Origin of the sequence: Pedococcus bigeumensis, assembly GCF_006438965.1 — a bacterium.
Lineage (GTDB): Bacteria > Actinomycetota > Actinomycetes > Actinomycetales > Dermatophilaceae > Pedococcus > Pedococcus bigeumensis_A.
Window position 1 is genome coordinate 340,464 of the sequence record NZ_RCZM01000004.1, and the last position, 13,752, is coordinate 354,215.

Below are 13,752 nucleotides of genomic sequence, written 5' to 3' on the forward strand. Positions count from 1 at the left end.
TCGGGCCGGCGTCAGCCGATCCGCTGGTCGTCACCGATGCCGACGATCCACAGCTTGCTGACCTCTCGCTCGCCGGTGAGGTCCAGGCTAAGCCGCTGACCCACGCGCAGGTGCCGCAGCGCGCTGGCCGCGAACACCTCACGGGTGAAGGTCACCTCGCGTCCGTCGTCGAGCAGGGCGGAGCCCGCGCCGGTGGTCTCGTCGAAGCTGTGCACGCTGCCCTGCATGGGCGGCAGCGTAGTCGCCGACTGCTCGAGCGCGCGCCGTGTGGCCGCGCCGACACCCAGCGCCAGCACGTCCTGCAGGTCGGCGTCGTCGTCGACGTCGGTCCGCAGCCGCGGCAGCTCGAGCTCGAGCCGCTGGTGTCCGGCGGCCTCGTGCCGCGCCGCCGAACCCGCCCCGAACGACGGCACCAGCTCCGCGCCGGTCAAGGCGGTGAGGAGCACGGTGCCCTCCCCGGCCGCGTCGGGCACCACCGCCAGCGGATATGCCGCCGCTGCGCCCAGTGCCGCCGTCAGGTCCTCCGCGCGCAGCGCGGGGAGGTCGCCCAGCAGAGCCGCCACAGGGAGGCTCGGTCCGTCAGCAAGCGCCGCGTCCCGGCCGGCTCGGACGGCCGCATTGAGCCCCGCGCCGGGATCGGCGACGACGCGTGCGTCCAAGCCCCGCGCCATCTGTGCCACCCGCTCGTCGGAGGTGACGACGAGGACCCGAGCAGGCGGCATACCCGCGCAGCAGGCGGTGAGGCAGTCGGTGGCCAGGGCCAGCGCCAGCGCCTCACGGCCCACGCCCGTCGGGGGGTGCAGCCGCGACTTGGCGCTCGCGCCACCCTTGACGGGGACGACGAGGTGCCAGTCGGGAGTAGGGGTCATCTCGACGATCGTCGCAGTGCGGGCGCGGTTGCTCGACACCGACCCCGGTAGCCGCGAGGATGCTCACTCACACGCTACCCACCGATATGGAGACCACGTGACCGCCAGCGGCGCACGAGCTCTGCCTTTCGCATACCGGTTCACGGTGGCGATCCTGCGTCCGTTGCTGATGGTCCTCACCAAGCGCGACTGGCGTGGCATGGAGAACCTGCCGATGACTGGCGGGTTCGTGGCCACGCCCAACCACCTCTCGTACTTCGACCCGCTGTCCTTCGCGCACTTCCTCGTCGACGCCGGCCACCCGCCGTTCTTCCTGGGCAAGGAGGGCGTCTTCCGGGTCCCGATCGTGGGGGCGATCCTGCGTGGGGCGGAGCAGATCCCGGTCTACCGCAACACCGGTCAGGCCGCTGACGCGTTCCGCGCCGCCGTGGCCGCGGTCGAGAGCGGCAAGTGCGTGGGCGTCTATCCCGAGGGCACCCTGACCCGCGACCCCGAGCTCTGGCCGATGGTCGGCAAGACCGGTGCCGCGCGGATCGCCCTGGCGACGAAGTGCCCGGTCATCCCGGTGGCGCAGTGGGGGCCGCAGGAGGTCCTCGCGCCCTACACCAAGCGACCCAGGCTGTTGCCGCGCAAGACGATGCACTTCCGCGCCGGTCCGCCCGTCGAGCTGAGCGACCTCTATGACCAGCCCGTGACCGGGGCGCTCCTGCGGGAGGCGACCGCCCGGATCATGGCGGCCATCACGGCCGAGCTCGAGACGATCCGTGGCGAGCACGCCCCCGCCGAGCGGTTCGACTCGCGCAAGCACGGTCTCCCCGACACGGGGAACCCCCACCGCAAGCAGGGAGAAGGCGCATGACGACTGCCGCAGTGTTCGGGACGGGCAGCTGGGGCACCGCCTACGCGTCGGTCCTCGCCGACGGTGGCACCACCGTGCGGATGTGGGGCCGGCGCCAGGCCGTGGTCGACCAGATCAACGCCGGGTGCAACACCGACTACCTGCCCAACCTGTCGCTGCCCTCGTCGGTGTCAGCCACCGCAGACCCGGCCGAAGCGGCCGACGGCGCTGACATCATCGTCCTGGCCGTGCCGTCGCAGACGCTGCGCGCCAACCTCGGTGAGTGGGGCGCCGTCCTCGGCGACACCGCAGCCGTGGTCTCGCTCATGAAGGGCGTCGAGCTCGGGACCACGAAGCGGATGAGTGAGGTCATCGCGGAGGCGGGAGGGGTGGCGCACGAGCGTATCGTCGTCGTCTCCGGACCGAACCTCGCACCCGAGATCGCCAAGAAGCAGCCGGCTGCCAGCGTGGTGGCCTGTATCGACGAGTCGGTCGCCGAGATGGTGGCGGCCGCGTCGAACCCGCCCTACTTCCGGCCCTACACGAACACCGACGTCGTCGGCACCGAGATCAGCGGCGCCGTGAAGAACGTCATCGCCCTGGCCGTCGGCATGGCCGAGGGCCTGGGGATGGGGGACAACTCCAAGGCCTCGATCATCACCCGCGGGCTCGCCGAGACGACCCGGCTCGGCATGGCGCTCGGCGCGGATGTCATGACGTTCGCGGGACTGGCTGGCGTGGGCGACCTCATCGCCACCTGCATGTCGCCGCTGTCGCGCAACCACACCTTCGGCGTCAACCTCGGCAAGGGCATGAGCCTGGAGGAGGTCGTCGCGGTCAGCAAGCAGACGGCAGAGGGCGTGAAGTCCTGCCAGTCGATCCTCCAGCTGGCTCACAAGCACGACGTGCGAGTGCCGATCATCGAGCAGGTCGCCGCCGTGGTCCATGACGGCCGACGTGCCGAGGACGTCGTCGGAGCCCTGATGATGCGGGCCCTCAAGAACGAGACCGACTAGCTGTCAGCTGCCAAGCGCGCGGGCCTTCGCGGACGCTTCCGCGACCGGCTCCGGGCCTCACTCCTTCGTCGCTCGGGTCCTCACCGGCCTGTCAGCGCGCGGTCGAGGTCGCGCCAGAGGTCCTCGACGTCCTCGATCCCGACCGACAGCCGCAGCAGGGCCTCGGGGACGGTCTCGGGCTCTGCGGGGTAGCGACGACGTCGCTCGATCTGGGACTCCACGCCGCCGAGGCTGGTGGCGTGGGTCCAGAGGGTTGTCGCCGTGGCGACGCGTTCGGCCGCGTCGGGTCCGCCCTCCACCTCGATGGCGATGATCGCGCCGAACCCGGGATAGCGTGTCCGGGTCACCGCCGGGTGGCCTTCCAGCCGGGCGGCGAGCTCTCGGGCGTTGCCAGTGGCCCGCTCCAGCCGGACGTGGAGGGTGCGCAGGCCGCGCAGGGCGAGCCAGGTCTCCATCGGTCCGGCGATCGCGCCACCCAGCAGCCGGGCCGTCGACAAGCGGGCGTGCAACTCGCGGCCGGCGTCGGTGGACGGGGTGACCAGCGCGCCGAGGATGACGTCGGAGTGGCCGGAGAGGTACTTGGTGACCGAGTGCAGCACCACGTCGACTCCGTCCGCGAGCGGCTGCTGCACCAGCGGGGTGGCGAACGTGTTGTCACAGACCGTCAGGGCGCCGCACTCGCGCGCCATCGCGACGAGCGCGGGGATGTCCGAGACCTCGAGCATGGGGTTGGTGGGGGACTCGATCCACAGCAGGGCAGCGCCGTCCAGCGCGGTGCGGACCGCGTCCTGGTCGGTGGGGTCGACCCGGCGGACCACGGCGGCACCGGTGGCGGCGAGCTGGTCCAGCAACGACGTCGTGCCGTTGTAGGCGTGCGACGGGACGACCACGGCACCGCCGAGCGGGACGAGGGAGAGAGCAGCGGAGACCGCGGCCATGCCGGAGCTGAAGACGAGGGCGTCGCCACCCTCCAGCCCACCGAGGGCCTCCTCGAACGCCGACCAGGTCGGGTTGCCGACGCGCGCATAGTTGACCGGCCCGTCCGCGATATAGGTCGACGTGAACTCGAGGGGCGCGTTGACGCCGGCACCCGGCATACGGGGCTGGCGTCCCAGGGCGACCACTCGGGAGGCGGGGGACAGGTCGTCGTGGCTCACCCGGTCAGCGTAGGGGCGCCGCCACGCGAGCCGCGCGGGGTGCCCGGCGGATGGTCGGGATACGCTCGGCGGCGATGACTACGGACCAGCCCGCGCCCCACAAGCCCCGCGTCGCCATCGTCTTCGGTGGCCGCTCGTCGGAGCACGCCGTGTCCTGTGCGACGGCGGCCGGCGTGATGCGCGCGATCGACCGCGACGCCTACGACGTCATCCCGATCGGCATCTCGCGCGACGGTCACTGGGTGCTCTCCGATGGCGACCCGCAGCTGCTCGAGCTGACTGCCGACCGCACTCCCGAGGTCGCGCCGGACGGTGCGGGAGTGGTCGTGCCACTGGCGACGACCGACCGCACGCTCACGACGCTGGAGCCACAGGAGATCCCCCGAAGCCTGGGTGAGGTCGACGTCGTCTTCCCGTTGCTGCACGGGCCTTTTGGCGAGGACGGCACCATCCAGGGCATGTTCGAGATGGCCGACATCCGCTACGTCGGGTCGGGTGTCTTCGCGTCCGCCGCGGGAATGGACAAGCACTACATGAAGGTCCTGTTCGCGGGTGCCGGGCTCCCCGTCGGTCCGTATGCCGTGATCACCGACTCCCAGTGGCAACGCGACAAGGCGGCGGCGATGGACGCGGTCGGGGCGCTGGACTACCCGGTGTTCGTCAAGCCGGCGCGTGCCGGGTCGAGCATGGGGATCTCGAAGGTCTCGACCCCCGAGGCCCTCGAGGGCGCCATCGAGATGGCGCGCGAGCACGACCGCAAGGTCATCGTCGAGCAGGGCATCGTCGGGCGCGAGATCGAGTGCGCGGTGCTGCAGGGGCGGCGGACCGACGGGCCGCGGGTGTCGCACGTCGGCGAGATCGAGGTGACGGCCGACGGCGGTCACGAGTTCTACGACTTCGAGGCAAAGTACCTCGACGACGGCGCTGTCCTCTCGTGCCCGGCCAACGTCCCTGACACGGTGTCAGCCGAGGTGCAGCGGCTCGCTGGTGCGGCGTTCGAGGCGCTCGGCTGCGAGGGACTGGCGCGGGTCGACTGTTTCTACACCGACACCGGCGAGGTCATCATCAACGAGATCAACACGATGCCGGGCTTCACGCCGCACTCGATGTATCCCCAGATGTGGGAGGCAACCGGGCTGCCCTACCCGCAGCTGATCGACGAGCTCATCCAGCTCGCCCTGACCCGCCCCGTCGGCCTGCGCTGAGTCGACGGCGCGGGGCGGCGTCCCGCCACCGCATACCCGAGCGATTCGACTTAAAGCCAGACCTTTGCAACCTCGACACCCGTGATCAGGCTCGAACGAGAGCAAGCCCGTCGATTCCCTGCGTTCTCGGGTCACGAGCCGACCCAGGTGTGCGCAACGGACCGTCACGATGATGCGCCGAGTCGGTGACGCACCACCCTGCGGCGCAGGGTGGGCGATGCCTCGACCTCGTAGCCGGCGTCGAGGAAGACCTGGAGCAGGCCGACCGACGCCTCGTCCCAGATCACGGTCTTCCCCGGGGGCGCCTCGGTGGGGTAGCCCTCCAGGACGCGAGCACCGACCTGCCTCCCGTACTCGACGGTGGCGGCGGCGAGCTCGTACATCAGTCCCTGTCGGCGGAAGCCCTTACGCACGACGAAGCAGGTGACCGACCAGACGCCATCGAGGTCGGGGTCCATCCGCATCCACGACTTCTGCCGGGCCCAGATCCTCGGGTAGTTCACCCGGGGCTCGACCGCGACCCAGCCGACCGGCTGCTCATCGACGTACCCGACGAGGCCGGACGTGGGCCCGCGTGTGCCGCAGCCGGCCTGCTCCAGGAGCGCGGCGTCGCGCTCCTCCTGTGTCGTGTCGCGCCAGATCCAGCCCGGGACCTTGAGCGCCTGGCAGCGGCATTTGCGGGCGCCGCCGGCGTCGAACACGGCGTCGACGTCTTGGCTTGTCGCCTCGTTGGCCGGTCGCCAGCTGAACTCAGGCACACCACGAGACTAGTGGCGGATGGGCGCTGGTAGCGACGCGGCGACAGCGGCGACTCCAGGGCTATCGGATCTGCCTCTGAGCGAATGCTCGAGTCACGTTGGCGGGGTTGTCGCTGAGTGCTCCATCAGCCGCCGCCGCTGTTGCGACCGTGTGTCCCTGGGTGGTGCGCCACGGCGTTGTCGCCTGCCACGTCGCCGACGTGACGCTTGGCGTATGCCGCGTCCTCGGCCCCCGCTTCGACGTGCGTCGGGTCGAGCACGCGTTGCAGGAAGACCTTGGTCCGCTCCTCGGTGGGCTCTCCGATGACCTGCTCGGGGGCGCCCTCCTCGACGATGACGCCGCCGTCCATGAAGATCACGCGATCGGCGACGTCGCGCGCAAAGGCCATCTCGTGGGTCACGACGAACATCGTCATTCCCTCGCTGGCGAGCCGGCGCATGACTGAGAGGACGTCACCCACCAGCTCGGGGTCCAGCGCGGATGTCGGCTCGTCGAACAGCATGAGCTTGGGGTCCATCGACAGCGCTCGGGCGATGGCGACGCGCTGCTGCTGACCGCCGGAGAGCTGGGCCGGGTAGGCGTCCTCCTTCTCGGAGAGGCCGACCTTCTCGAGGTTCTCGCGGGCCTTGGCCTGCGCCTCGTCCTTGCTTCTCTTGAGCACCGTGGTCTGGGCGACGGTGCAGTTCTCGAGGACCGACAGGTGCGGGAAGAGGTTGAACTGCTGGAAGACCATGCCCATGTTGCGGCGGATGGCGTCGATGTCGCAGTCGGGGTCGTTGACCTCGTCACCGCCCACCTTGATCGAGCCGCTCGTGGGCTCCTCGAGGAGGTTGATGCAGCGCAGGAAGGTCGATTTGCCGGAACCTGATGGACCGATGACACAGACAACCTCGCCCTGGCGGATGGTGGCGTTGAGCCCGCGCAGGACGTGGTTGGCGCCGAACGACTTGTGGAGGTCGGTGACCTCGACGATGGGGGCGGCCGTGGTGGGCGCGGTCATGCTCAGCGCTCCTTCTTCTGTCGGGCTTCCATGCGGCGCACGATGATGGAGAGCGGGAGGGTGATGATCAGGTAGCAGAAGCCGGCCACCACGAGGGGTGTCAGGCTGGCATTGTCGCTGGAGAGCTGCCGCCCGTACTTGGTCAGCTCGTAGCCCGAGGCCGAGAGCCCCAGGACGTAGACGAGCGAGGAGTCCTTGACGAGGAGGATGAGTTCGTTCGTCAGCGGGGGAGTGATGACCCGGAAGGCCTGCGGCAGGACGATCTTTCGAGTGGCGACGCCGGACGGCATACCGAGCGAACGAGCAGCCTCGATCTGCCCGGGCGGCACAGCTTGGATGCCCGCTCGGATCGTCTCAGCCATGTAGGCGGAGGCGACGAGGCCCAGGGCGACCCACACCGTTCCATAGGGGTCGTACGGAATGACGAAACCCTCGAAGGCCAGCGACATGAGGCCGAACGCGATGAAGACGATGATCGCCGGCAAACCTCGGAAGAACTCGATCCAGACGGTGGCGATCCACCGGTACGGGGCCACCGACGACAGACGCATGAGGGCCAGCACTGTGCCGAGCAGAAGGCCAATGACGAAAGCGCCCGCGGTGTAGATGACCGTGTTCTTGAGGGCAGATCCCACACCTTCGGTCAGGGTGGTCTTGACGAGCTCCGGGTTGAAGAACTGCTTTTGAATCTGCGGCCAGTTCGCGGTCAGAGCGATGGCCAGAGCGACGAGGATGAGCGCGGTGTACTGCGCCCACCTGATCCGTTGGGCGCGCTTGCGTGGGGACAACTTCTTCTTCGTTGGCGCTTCAGCGGTGGTGGCGCTCATCAGTTCTCCTGCCGACCTACGGGGTCATGGGCCACAACGCCGAGGGGCGGCGGGCCGGTCGAAACCGTACCGCCGCCCCCGAACGATGCGGAAGGGTCACTTCGGGGCGTCGACTCCGAACCACTTCTTGTAGATCGTGTTGTAGGTGCCGTCGGCGACCGCGGCCTTGAGGACCTCGTTGGTCAGGTCCGTGAGCTTCTGACCGTTGGCGTCCTTCTTGAACATCAGGCCGTACTGCTCGCCCGTGTCGAACTCCTTGACGACCGCGGTCGTCGGGTTGTCCTTCACGTAGTCGAGCAGGGGGCCGTTGTCGTTGATCGCTGCGTCCACGCGACCGGCGAGCACGCCCGCGAGCTGCGTCGGCAGGTCATCGAAGACGACCGGGGTGAAGCCGTTGGCGGCCTTCTCCTTCTCGGCGAACTCCTGACCGGTGGTGTCGGTCTGGACGCCGACCTTCTTGCCCTTGAGGCTGGCGAGGTCGGTGACGCCCGAGTCCTTCTTGGTGATGAGCGCCGCAGTGGAGTCGAAGTACGGGTCCGAGAAGTTGATGGCCTGCTTGCGCTTGTCGTTGATCGTCGTCGCGCCGAAGCCGGCGTCGCACTTCTTGGCCGCGAAGGCCGCCCCCGACGTGATCGTCGCGAACTCGATGTCGACGACCTCCTGCTCGACGCCGAGCTTCTTGGCGACGAGGTCCATGAGATCGACGTCGAAGCCGACGACCTTGGAGCCGTCCTTGAACTCGAACGGCTTGTAGGACAGGTGGGTGCAGGCCTTGAGCTTGCCTTGCGTGATCAGCGTGACGCCACTGGAGTTCGTGGCTGCGGGGGTGTCCCCGTCACCGGAACCGCAGGCGGCGAGGGCCAAAGTGGAAACGAGCGCGGCGGCAGCGAGGGCGCTGACGCGGCGAGTGAGTGAGGTAGTCACCGGGGTACTCCTTGGCGGTAGTGGACGTGGTCGACCCACGACTGACTGTCGCTGACCCTACCCAGCGGTGGGCCGCATACACCGCCTCGCGTGAATGCGGCCCCCGAATCGTGACCTGTGCATGTGGTGTCTGAGTCTGGGGCGGTGCAGGCGGTGCGGGCGGTGTTCGGGCGGTGTTCGGGCGCTGGCGCGACGGTATGCCGTCGTGAGCGTTGAATGGGTGGGTGGCGGAGACGAACCCGCCGATCCAGCGGACGACGCGAACTGAGGGAGTGGCATGAAGCTTGGACTGCACATCTCGGACTTCACCTGGGACGGCGGGCCGGTCGCCTTGCGCGACAAGCTCGGTGACGTGGCGGCGCGCGCTGAGCAGGCGGGTTACGACCGTGTCAGCGTGATGGACCACGTCTGGCAGATCGCGCACCTGGGTCCGCCAGAGCACGAGATGCTCGAGGCGTACACGACGCTCGGGTTCCTCGCGGCGAAGACGGAACGGGTCAAGCTGCTCACCGTCGTGACGGCCGTGGTGTATCGGGACCCCGGGCTGCTGGCCAAGGCCGTCACCACCCTGGACATCCTCTCCGGAGGTCGGGCGATGCTCGGCATCGGCGCTGCCTGGAACGAGGAGGAGTCCCAAGGGCTGGGACTGTTCTTCCCGTCCACGGCGGAACGGTTCGAGCGGCTCGAGGAGGCCCTGCAGATCTGCCTGCAGATGTGGAGCGACGATCAGGGACCGTACGAGGGCAAGCACTACCAGCTGGCGCGGACGCTGAACTCCCCTCAGTCTCTGGGCCGCCCGCACCCCCCGATCCTCATCGGTGGCGCCGGCGAGCGGAAGACGCTGCGCCTGGTGGCCCAGTACGCCGACGCGTGCAACATCTTCGACACCCCCGAGCTGCCGCACAAGCTGGACGTGCTGCGTGAGCACTGCGCACGGCTTGACCGCGACTACGACGAGATCGAGAAAACGGCTCAGCTGCGGTTCGACCTCGGCCCGAACGGCGAGCGGGTCGAGCAGACGATCGAGCACCTGCACGAGCTCGCCGGCCTGGGTATCCAGGTGGCCCACGGCGCCCTCGCCAACGTCAGTCAGCCCGGCACGCTGGAGCTGATGGCCGAGCGGGTGATCCCGGCCGTCGCCGACCTGTAGGCGCAGCTCAGGGATGGGCCGGGGCGGTCGGCTGATTCGCACGACCGCCCCGGCGAGCTGCGGGCCGTGGGGTGAACACACGGCATACGCTCCGCCCGTCCTTGCCGTGGCTGGAAGTGGGGGAGGCGCGGATACTGGCGTGCATGACCAGGCACGTGAGCCAATGAGCGAGGATCGTGGTCCGACTGACCAGCCTCACCTCGAGGATCTGGTCCACCGCGCCCGCACCAAGCTGAGGGACTGGACGGACACGGACGACAGCGATCCGGGGGTGGCGCTGCTGGAGCTGTTCGCCTTCGTCGCCGAGCTTCTCAGCCGCCACTCCGACGAGATCGCGGCCGAGGCGTACCTGGGCACCGGACGTCGACATGGGTCGTCAGGTCGTCGACACGGCTTCGAGCTCGAGGTCGACGGACAGCCGTGGCGTCAGGTCATCGACCTCGCCGACTCGGGCGCGGAGGACCGTCACTACGTCGTCAGCCGACGCGATGACGGTGCGAGCGTCATCGAGTTCGGAGACGGCGTGCATGGTCAGAGACCGCCAGCCGAGAGCTCGATCGCGGTTCGCTACCGGCAGGGTGGCGGTTACGCGTCGGTGCTCCTGCAGCAAGGCCGGGTGGTCATCGACACCGATGAGAGCGAGGAGCCATCCCGTCGGACGTGCGGGGTCTACGCGGCTGAGGTGGTCGACAACACGGACCCGCTCGGTCAGCGGCGTCTGCTCGTTCGGGTTCCAGAAGTCAGCGGGCACGACACGGTGTGGGCCAAGGCGTGCCTGCCCGTACCGGGCACTCCCGGGGTCCCCTCCATGGGCGACGGCGTCTGGGTCGCCCTCGAGTCGTGCGACCCGACACGACCGATCTGGCTGGGTCGGCGCTTCACCGATTGAAACCGGAGTGCCCCGACGGGCGCGCGCCAAGGGCCCTGGGGCGGTCATGCCGCGAAGAGCTGGAGGGCAGCGGCCGCGGAGCCTTTCGAGGAGTGGAAGTCGACAACGGCGGTCTTTGTGTGGGGAAGCGGTGGAGCGATGTGGCTGGGGTCGGACTCGGCCCGTAGGCACCACAGGTAGTTGGTCCACCACGCCCCGGGAAGGACGCGCGGCTCTCGCAGCTCGATCCGGAGGTAGCCACCACTGCCGAGCACGCTGAAGAGCCTCTCCCCGAGTGGTGGGTTGAGGGCAGCTTCCGCATAGGTGACCGAGACGATGTCCTGACGATCCACACGCCCATCATGAGCAAGGAGCCCAGGGCTGTGGATCTGGATGGACCGGTCGACACCCACGATCAGGGCTTGGCCCCCGGACATCTCGACGAGAGCCTGCAGCCACACACCGAAAACCATCACGGCGACACCCAGCGCGTAGACGTACCACGGGGCCAACCCCCATGCGGCCCAGATGATCGCCGCGCCGGTCAAGGTGATGAGCGGGGACAGGAGTCTGGCCAGCCACCGCTGTACGCGAGCAGGGGCCGCATGGATGACCACGCTGGCTGAGTCAGGCACGACTGCCATCATCCATGTTCGAGAGGGCTTGGCGTACCCGGACCGCAAGACGGGCATGCCAGAGCACCGGAGGCCAAGATCGCTGGACGACCGGAGCTGGGTCCGCACTGTCGAAACCGGGTCAGCTCGCTCGTTGTGTGTGCAGAGACCGAAACGCGTGAAGCTGCTCAACAGCGGCAGGCATCGTGCCCACGAAAGAGGAGTCCAGACATGACCAGACCGTTTCGATTCGGAGTGGTTGCCCCTGTGCTGACCGACATGCCGACGTGGCGGGACAAGGTGCGCCGGATCGCCGACCTCGGCTATTCGACGCTGCTGATGCCCGACGTACCGCAGTGGCAGCCAGCGCCCGCGCCCACCCTCGCCTTTGCAGCCGCCCAGACGGACCTGCGCGTCGGCACCTGGGTCTACGCGTCCCCACTACGGCCATCTTGGAGCACCGCATGGGAGGCGCACTCCCTGTCGATGCTGACTGAGGGACGCTTCGAGATGGGCATCGGCACCGGCCGGCCAGGGATCGAGGACGAGCTCCGCGACCGCGGGATCGCAGTGGTACCAGCAAAAGAGCGGCTGGCCCAGGTGCGTGAGACCGTGGCGACGCTGCGAGACCTGGACGGTCCCGATGTGCACACACCAGTGGCCATGGCCGTTCGCGGGCCGAAGGCCAGGGCCCTGGCCCTCGAGGTCGCCGACACGGTCACCTTCGCCTTGGTCGAGACTGATACCCGCGCAGACGTCGCCGACCTCGCAAGGGACGTCCTGGCCGCGCGGGACGTCGAGCTCGCGGTCCACGTCTCGGTGATCGGCGACGCCGTCGCGCCGTTCATGGCATCGGCAAAGGACACCCATCCGGCTGCGATGCGGGAAGCCGACTCGCTGGCGATCCTTCCCGACGATCCAGGAGCCGCCATGGAGGAGATCCAGCGACGGCGCGAGGAGATCGGATACTCCTACTTCGTCTTTGGCGCGGACTTCGCCGAGGCAATGGCCCCGGCGGTCGCCGAGCTGGCTGGCCGATAAACGCGCCTACCCCGGGGCGGGGGCGCGCGAGGTCCTTAGGAGGCCGGGCTCGGAGCGTCTCCGGCGTCCAAGCGTTCGTCCTCTGGTGTCAGGTGATGGATAAGGGATGACGCGGCCGAGTCGGTGGTGCCTGGCACTGACGGCGACGCGGCCGTAACCGCGTGGAGCCGGTCGTCGGCTCGGAGGGTGGCCCGCCTCTCGTCGCGCCAGGCGAGGATCGTCGCAATCGAGCCCCACCTGTTCCCGCGTCTCCAGGTCCTTGGTCAGACCCGTCCGGAAGTAGGACGCCGCCTCCATCAGCGACGCGTAGTGGTCCGCGACGTTCGACTCGGGCTGGGACAGGAACGCTTCGAGCACGAGCTGCAGATGCTCGTAGCGCTTTCGCGCCCGCGTCGAGAGGTACATGCCGCCCTCGGCGTAGTACCAACGACGAAGGTCCTCGTGGAGCCTGACGATGTGTTCCCGGTCCGCGTCGGTCCGTGGCCAGCGGGACACGACGCCGGTGCGTCGCCAAGCCGCGGGGTATGCCGCGATGCGCTGGGTGCATACGCCTTCAGCGACCTTCTCTCGACCCGACAGCCAGCTGTTGATGAGTGCGAGGACGGCAGCAACGACGAAGCCGACGACTGCCGCGACGAATGCGTCCATGCTCCAACGAAGGCACCAACCACATCGACCGCAAACTCATGGTCGATGACCTTCACGGCTTCTACCCGGATGACTGCTTGGCCTGCTGCAGATTCGACTGGTGAGGGGCGGAAAGCCAGTCCTGAGCCAGACGCGAGTCGACCGGTTCCTCTCCTCGCCGCAGCGCGTCGATGTAGGCCCGATCGGCGGCAAAGCGTGCGGCGATCTCGGGACCGTTGGCAACGGCGCCGTGGCCGGGGACCACGACATCCACGTGCCTGACGGCCTCACCCAACCGGTCGAGCGCCGACCCGTAGGCGCCCACCTGACCGGGCCGACGAAAGTCGAGGAGTGGGATCAGGATGTCGGAGAGCATGTCGCCGGCGAGGAGGACGCCACGGTCGGCGAGCAGCACCGCGGCGTGGCCGATGGCGTGCGCCTCGTGCTCGATGATCTCGCCCGGCACGGGACTGCCGTCCGCGGGCAGGGGAGTGAGGAGCCCGATCAGCTCCAGGGGGATGCCCGACGCGCTCTCCTCGGCCATCTGTTGTGCCCGCTCCCGCACTCCAGGGGCGGCCTGAGCGGCGGCGGCAGCGGCGTAGCGCGGAACGTCGCCGAACCGGGAGTGCCAGAGCAGGTGGTCCCAGTGGAGATGGGTGCAGAAGCCGGCGACCACGGGGATGCCCAGCTGGTCCACCTCATCGGCGAGCTGCTCCAGCTCGGAGCCATGGATGCCGGGGTCGACCAGAATCAAACCCTCGTCGCCCCGCACCACTATTGCGTTGCTCCAGACCCACTCGCTCTGCCGGACCCAGACCCCGTCCGCCACCTCGTTCAGCATCGGATCACTGTGTCAG

At 68.8% G+C, this 13,752-nt stretch carries 15 protein-coding genes; 6 read left to right on the forward strand and 9 right to left on the reverse strand.

Annotated elements, in window-relative coordinates:
* Nucleotides 1-11: 11 nt before the first annotated feature.
* Entirely contained in the window at nucleotides 12-869 is an 858-nt protein-coding gene (gene cofC / locus EAH86_RS13105) for a 2-phospho-L-lactate guanylyltransferase (RefSeq protein ID WP_140741442.1), read from the reverse strand.
* Nucleotides 870-966: 97 nt separating this feature from the next.
* Here cofC and EAH86_RS13110 point away from each other — a divergent pair, with 97 nt between their 5' ends.
* Both EAH86_RS13110 and EAH86_RS13115 read left to right on the forward strand, forming a co-directional pair.
* Nucleotides 967-1,728 (forward strand): lysophospholipid acyltransferase family protein, encoded by a 762-nt coding sequence (locus EAH86_RS13110; RefSeq protein ID WP_338325248.1) that lies wholly within the window; start codon nucleotides 967-969, stop codon nucleotides 1,726-1,728.
* Entirely contained in the window at nucleotides 1,725-2,723 is a 999-nt protein-coding gene (locus tag EAH86_RS13115; RefSeq protein WP_140741444.1) for an NAD(P)H-dependent glycerol-3-phosphate dehydrogenase, read from the forward strand. The genes EAH86_RS13110 and EAH86_RS13115 overlap by 4 nt, the downstream gene beginning before the upstream one ends.
* 80 nt (nucleotides 2,724-2,803) lie before the next feature.
* Here the strand turns inward: EAH86_RS13115 and EAH86_RS13120 are convergent, their stop codons facing one another.
* Nucleotides 2,804-3,880 (reverse strand): trans-sulfuration enzyme family protein, encoded by a 1,077-nt coding sequence (locus tag EAH86_RS13120; RefSeq protein ID WP_241668351.1) that lies wholly within the window; start codon nucleotides 3,878-3,880, stop codon nucleotides 2,804-2,806.
* A gap of 74 nt (nucleotides 3,881-3,954) precedes the next feature.
* Here EAH86_RS13120 and EAH86_RS13125 point away from each other — a divergent pair, with 74 nt between their 5' ends.
* Nucleotides 3,955-5,085, forward strand: coding sequence for a D-alanine--D-alanine ligase family protein (locus EAH86_RS13125; protein ID WP_140741446.1), 1,131 nt, complete (start codon nucleotides 3,955-3,957; stop codon nucleotides 5,083-5,085).
* Nucleotides 5,086-5,249: 164 nt separating this feature from the next.
* On the opposite strand, the gene EAH86_RS13130 is transcribed toward EAH86_RS13125, so the two are convergent.
* From EAH86_RS13130 to EAH86_RS13145, 4 genes are all read right to left on the reverse strand, one after another.
* On the reverse strand, nucleotides 5,250-5,843 hold the full coding sequence (locus EAH86_RS13130) for a GNAT family N-acetyltransferase (RefSeq protein WP_140741449.1): 594 nt from the start codon (nucleotides 5,841-5,843) through the stop codon (nucleotides 5,250-5,252).
* Nucleotides 5,844-5,968: 125 nt separating this feature from the next.
* Entirely contained in the window at nucleotides 5,969-6,844 is an 876-nt protein-coding gene (locus EAH86_RS13135) for an amino acid ABC transporter ATP-binding protein (RefSeq protein ID WP_277752337.1), read from the reverse strand.
* A gap of 2 nt (nucleotides 6,845-6,846) precedes the next feature.
* Nucleotides 6,847-7,671, reverse strand: a complete 825-nt coding sequence (locus EAH86_RS13140) for an amino acid ABC transporter permease (protein WP_140741451.1) — start codon at nucleotides 7,669-7,671, stop codon at nucleotides 6,847-6,849.
* Nucleotides 7,672-7,767: 96 nt separating this feature from the next.
* Complete coding sequence (locus EAH86_RS13145) at nucleotides 7,768-8,595, reverse strand: ABC transporter substrate-binding protein (RefSeq protein ID WP_140741454.1); 828 nt, start codon at nucleotides 8,593-8,595, stop codon at nucleotides 7,768-7,770.
* Nucleotides 8,596-8,872: 277 nt separating this feature from the next.
* Here EAH86_RS13145 and EAH86_RS13150 point away from each other — a divergent pair, with 277 nt between their 5' ends.
* Entirely contained in the window at nucleotides 8,873-9,745 is an 873-nt protein-coding gene (locus EAH86_RS13150) for an LLM class F420-dependent oxidoreductase (protein ID WP_140741456.1), read from the forward strand.
* A gap of 163 nt (nucleotides 9,746-9,908) precedes the next feature.
* The gene (locus EAH86_RS13155) at nucleotides 9,909-10,634 is read left to right on the forward strand and encodes a phage baseplate assembly protein V (RefSeq protein WP_140741458.1); all 726 of its coding nucleotides are present in this window, start codon (nucleotides 9,909-9,911) and stop codon (nucleotides 10,632-10,634) included.
* Between the two features lie 44 nt (nucleotides 10,635-10,678).
* Here the strand turns inward: EAH86_RS13155 and EAH86_RS13160 are convergent, their stop codons facing one another.
* Nucleotides 10,679-11,248, reverse strand: coding sequence for a hypothetical protein (locus EAH86_RS13160; protein ID WP_140741461.1), 570 nt, complete (start codon nucleotides 11,246-11,248; stop codon nucleotides 10,679-10,681).
* 210 nt (nucleotides 11,249-11,458) lie between these two features.
* On the opposite strand from EAH86_RS13160, the gene EAH86_RS13165 reads away from it, so the two are divergent.
* Entirely contained in the window at nucleotides 11,459-12,268 is an 810-nt protein-coding gene (locus tag EAH86_RS13165; RefSeq protein WP_140741463.1) for an LLM class flavin-dependent oxidoreductase, read from the forward strand.
* A gap of 6 nt (nucleotides 12,269-12,274) precedes the next feature.
* Here the strand turns inward: EAH86_RS13165 and EAH86_RS13170 are convergent, their stop codons facing one another.
* Both EAH86_RS13170 and EAH86_RS13175 read right to left on the reverse strand, forming a co-directional pair.
* Nucleotides 12,275-12,916 carry a hypothetical protein gene (locus tag EAH86_RS13170; RefSeq protein WP_140741465.1) on the reverse strand — a complete coding sequence of 214 codons (642 nt, stop codon included), beginning with the start codon at nucleotides 12,914-12,916 and terminating at the stop codon, nucleotides 12,275-12,277.
* Between the two features lie 61 nt (nucleotides 12,917-12,977).
* Nucleotides 12,978-13,736, reverse strand: coding sequence for an MBL fold metallo-hydrolase (locus EAH86_RS13175; RefSeq protein WP_140741467.1), 759 nt, complete (start codon nucleotides 13,734-13,736; stop codon nucleotides 12,978-12,980).
* Between the last annotated feature and the right edge of the window lie 16 nt (nucleotides 13,737-13,752).

Bases quoted from the DNA above. Each gene is read 5' to 3' on its own strand.
- cofC (WP_140741442.1), bottom strand. From the start codon at position 869: ATGACCCCTACTCCCGACTGGCACCTCGTCGTCCCCGTCAAGGGTGGC.
- EAH86_RS13115 (WP_140741444.1), top strand. From the start codon at position 1,725: ATGACGACTGCCGCAGTGTTCGGGACGGGCAGCTGGGGCACCGCCTAC.
- EAH86_RS13125 (WP_140741446.1), top strand. From the start codon at position 3,955: ATGACTACGGACCAGCCCGCGCCCCACAAGCCCCGCGTCGCCATCGTC.
- EAH86_RS13135 (WP_277752337.1), bottom strand. From the start codon at position 6,844: ATGACCGCGCCCACCACGGCCGCCCCCATCGTCGAGGTCACCGACCTC.
- EAH86_RS13140 (WP_140741451.1), bottom strand. From the start codon at position 7,671: ATGAGCGCCACCACCGCTGAAGCGCCAACGAAGAAGAAGTTGTCCCCA.
- EAH86_RS13150 (WP_140741456.1), top strand. From the start codon at position 8,873: ATGAAGCTTGGACTGCACATCTCGGACTTCACCTGGGACGGCGGGCCG.
- EAH86_RS13155 (WP_140741458.1), top strand. From the start codon at position 9,909: ATGAGCGAGGATCGTGGTCCGACTGACCAGCCTCACCTCGAGGATCTG.
- EAH86_RS13165 (WP_140741463.1), top strand. From the start codon at position 11,459: ATGACCAGACCGTTTCGATTCGGAGTGGTTGCCCCTGTGCTGACCGAC.
- EAH86_RS13170 (WP_140741465.1), bottom strand. From the start codon at position 12,916: ATGGACGCATTCGTCGCGGCAGTCGTCGGCTTCGTCGTTGCTGCCGTC.
- EAH86_RS13175 (WP_140741467.1), bottom strand. From the start codon at position 13,736: ATGCTGAACGAGGTGGCGGACGGGGTCTGGGTCCGGCAGAGCGAGTGG.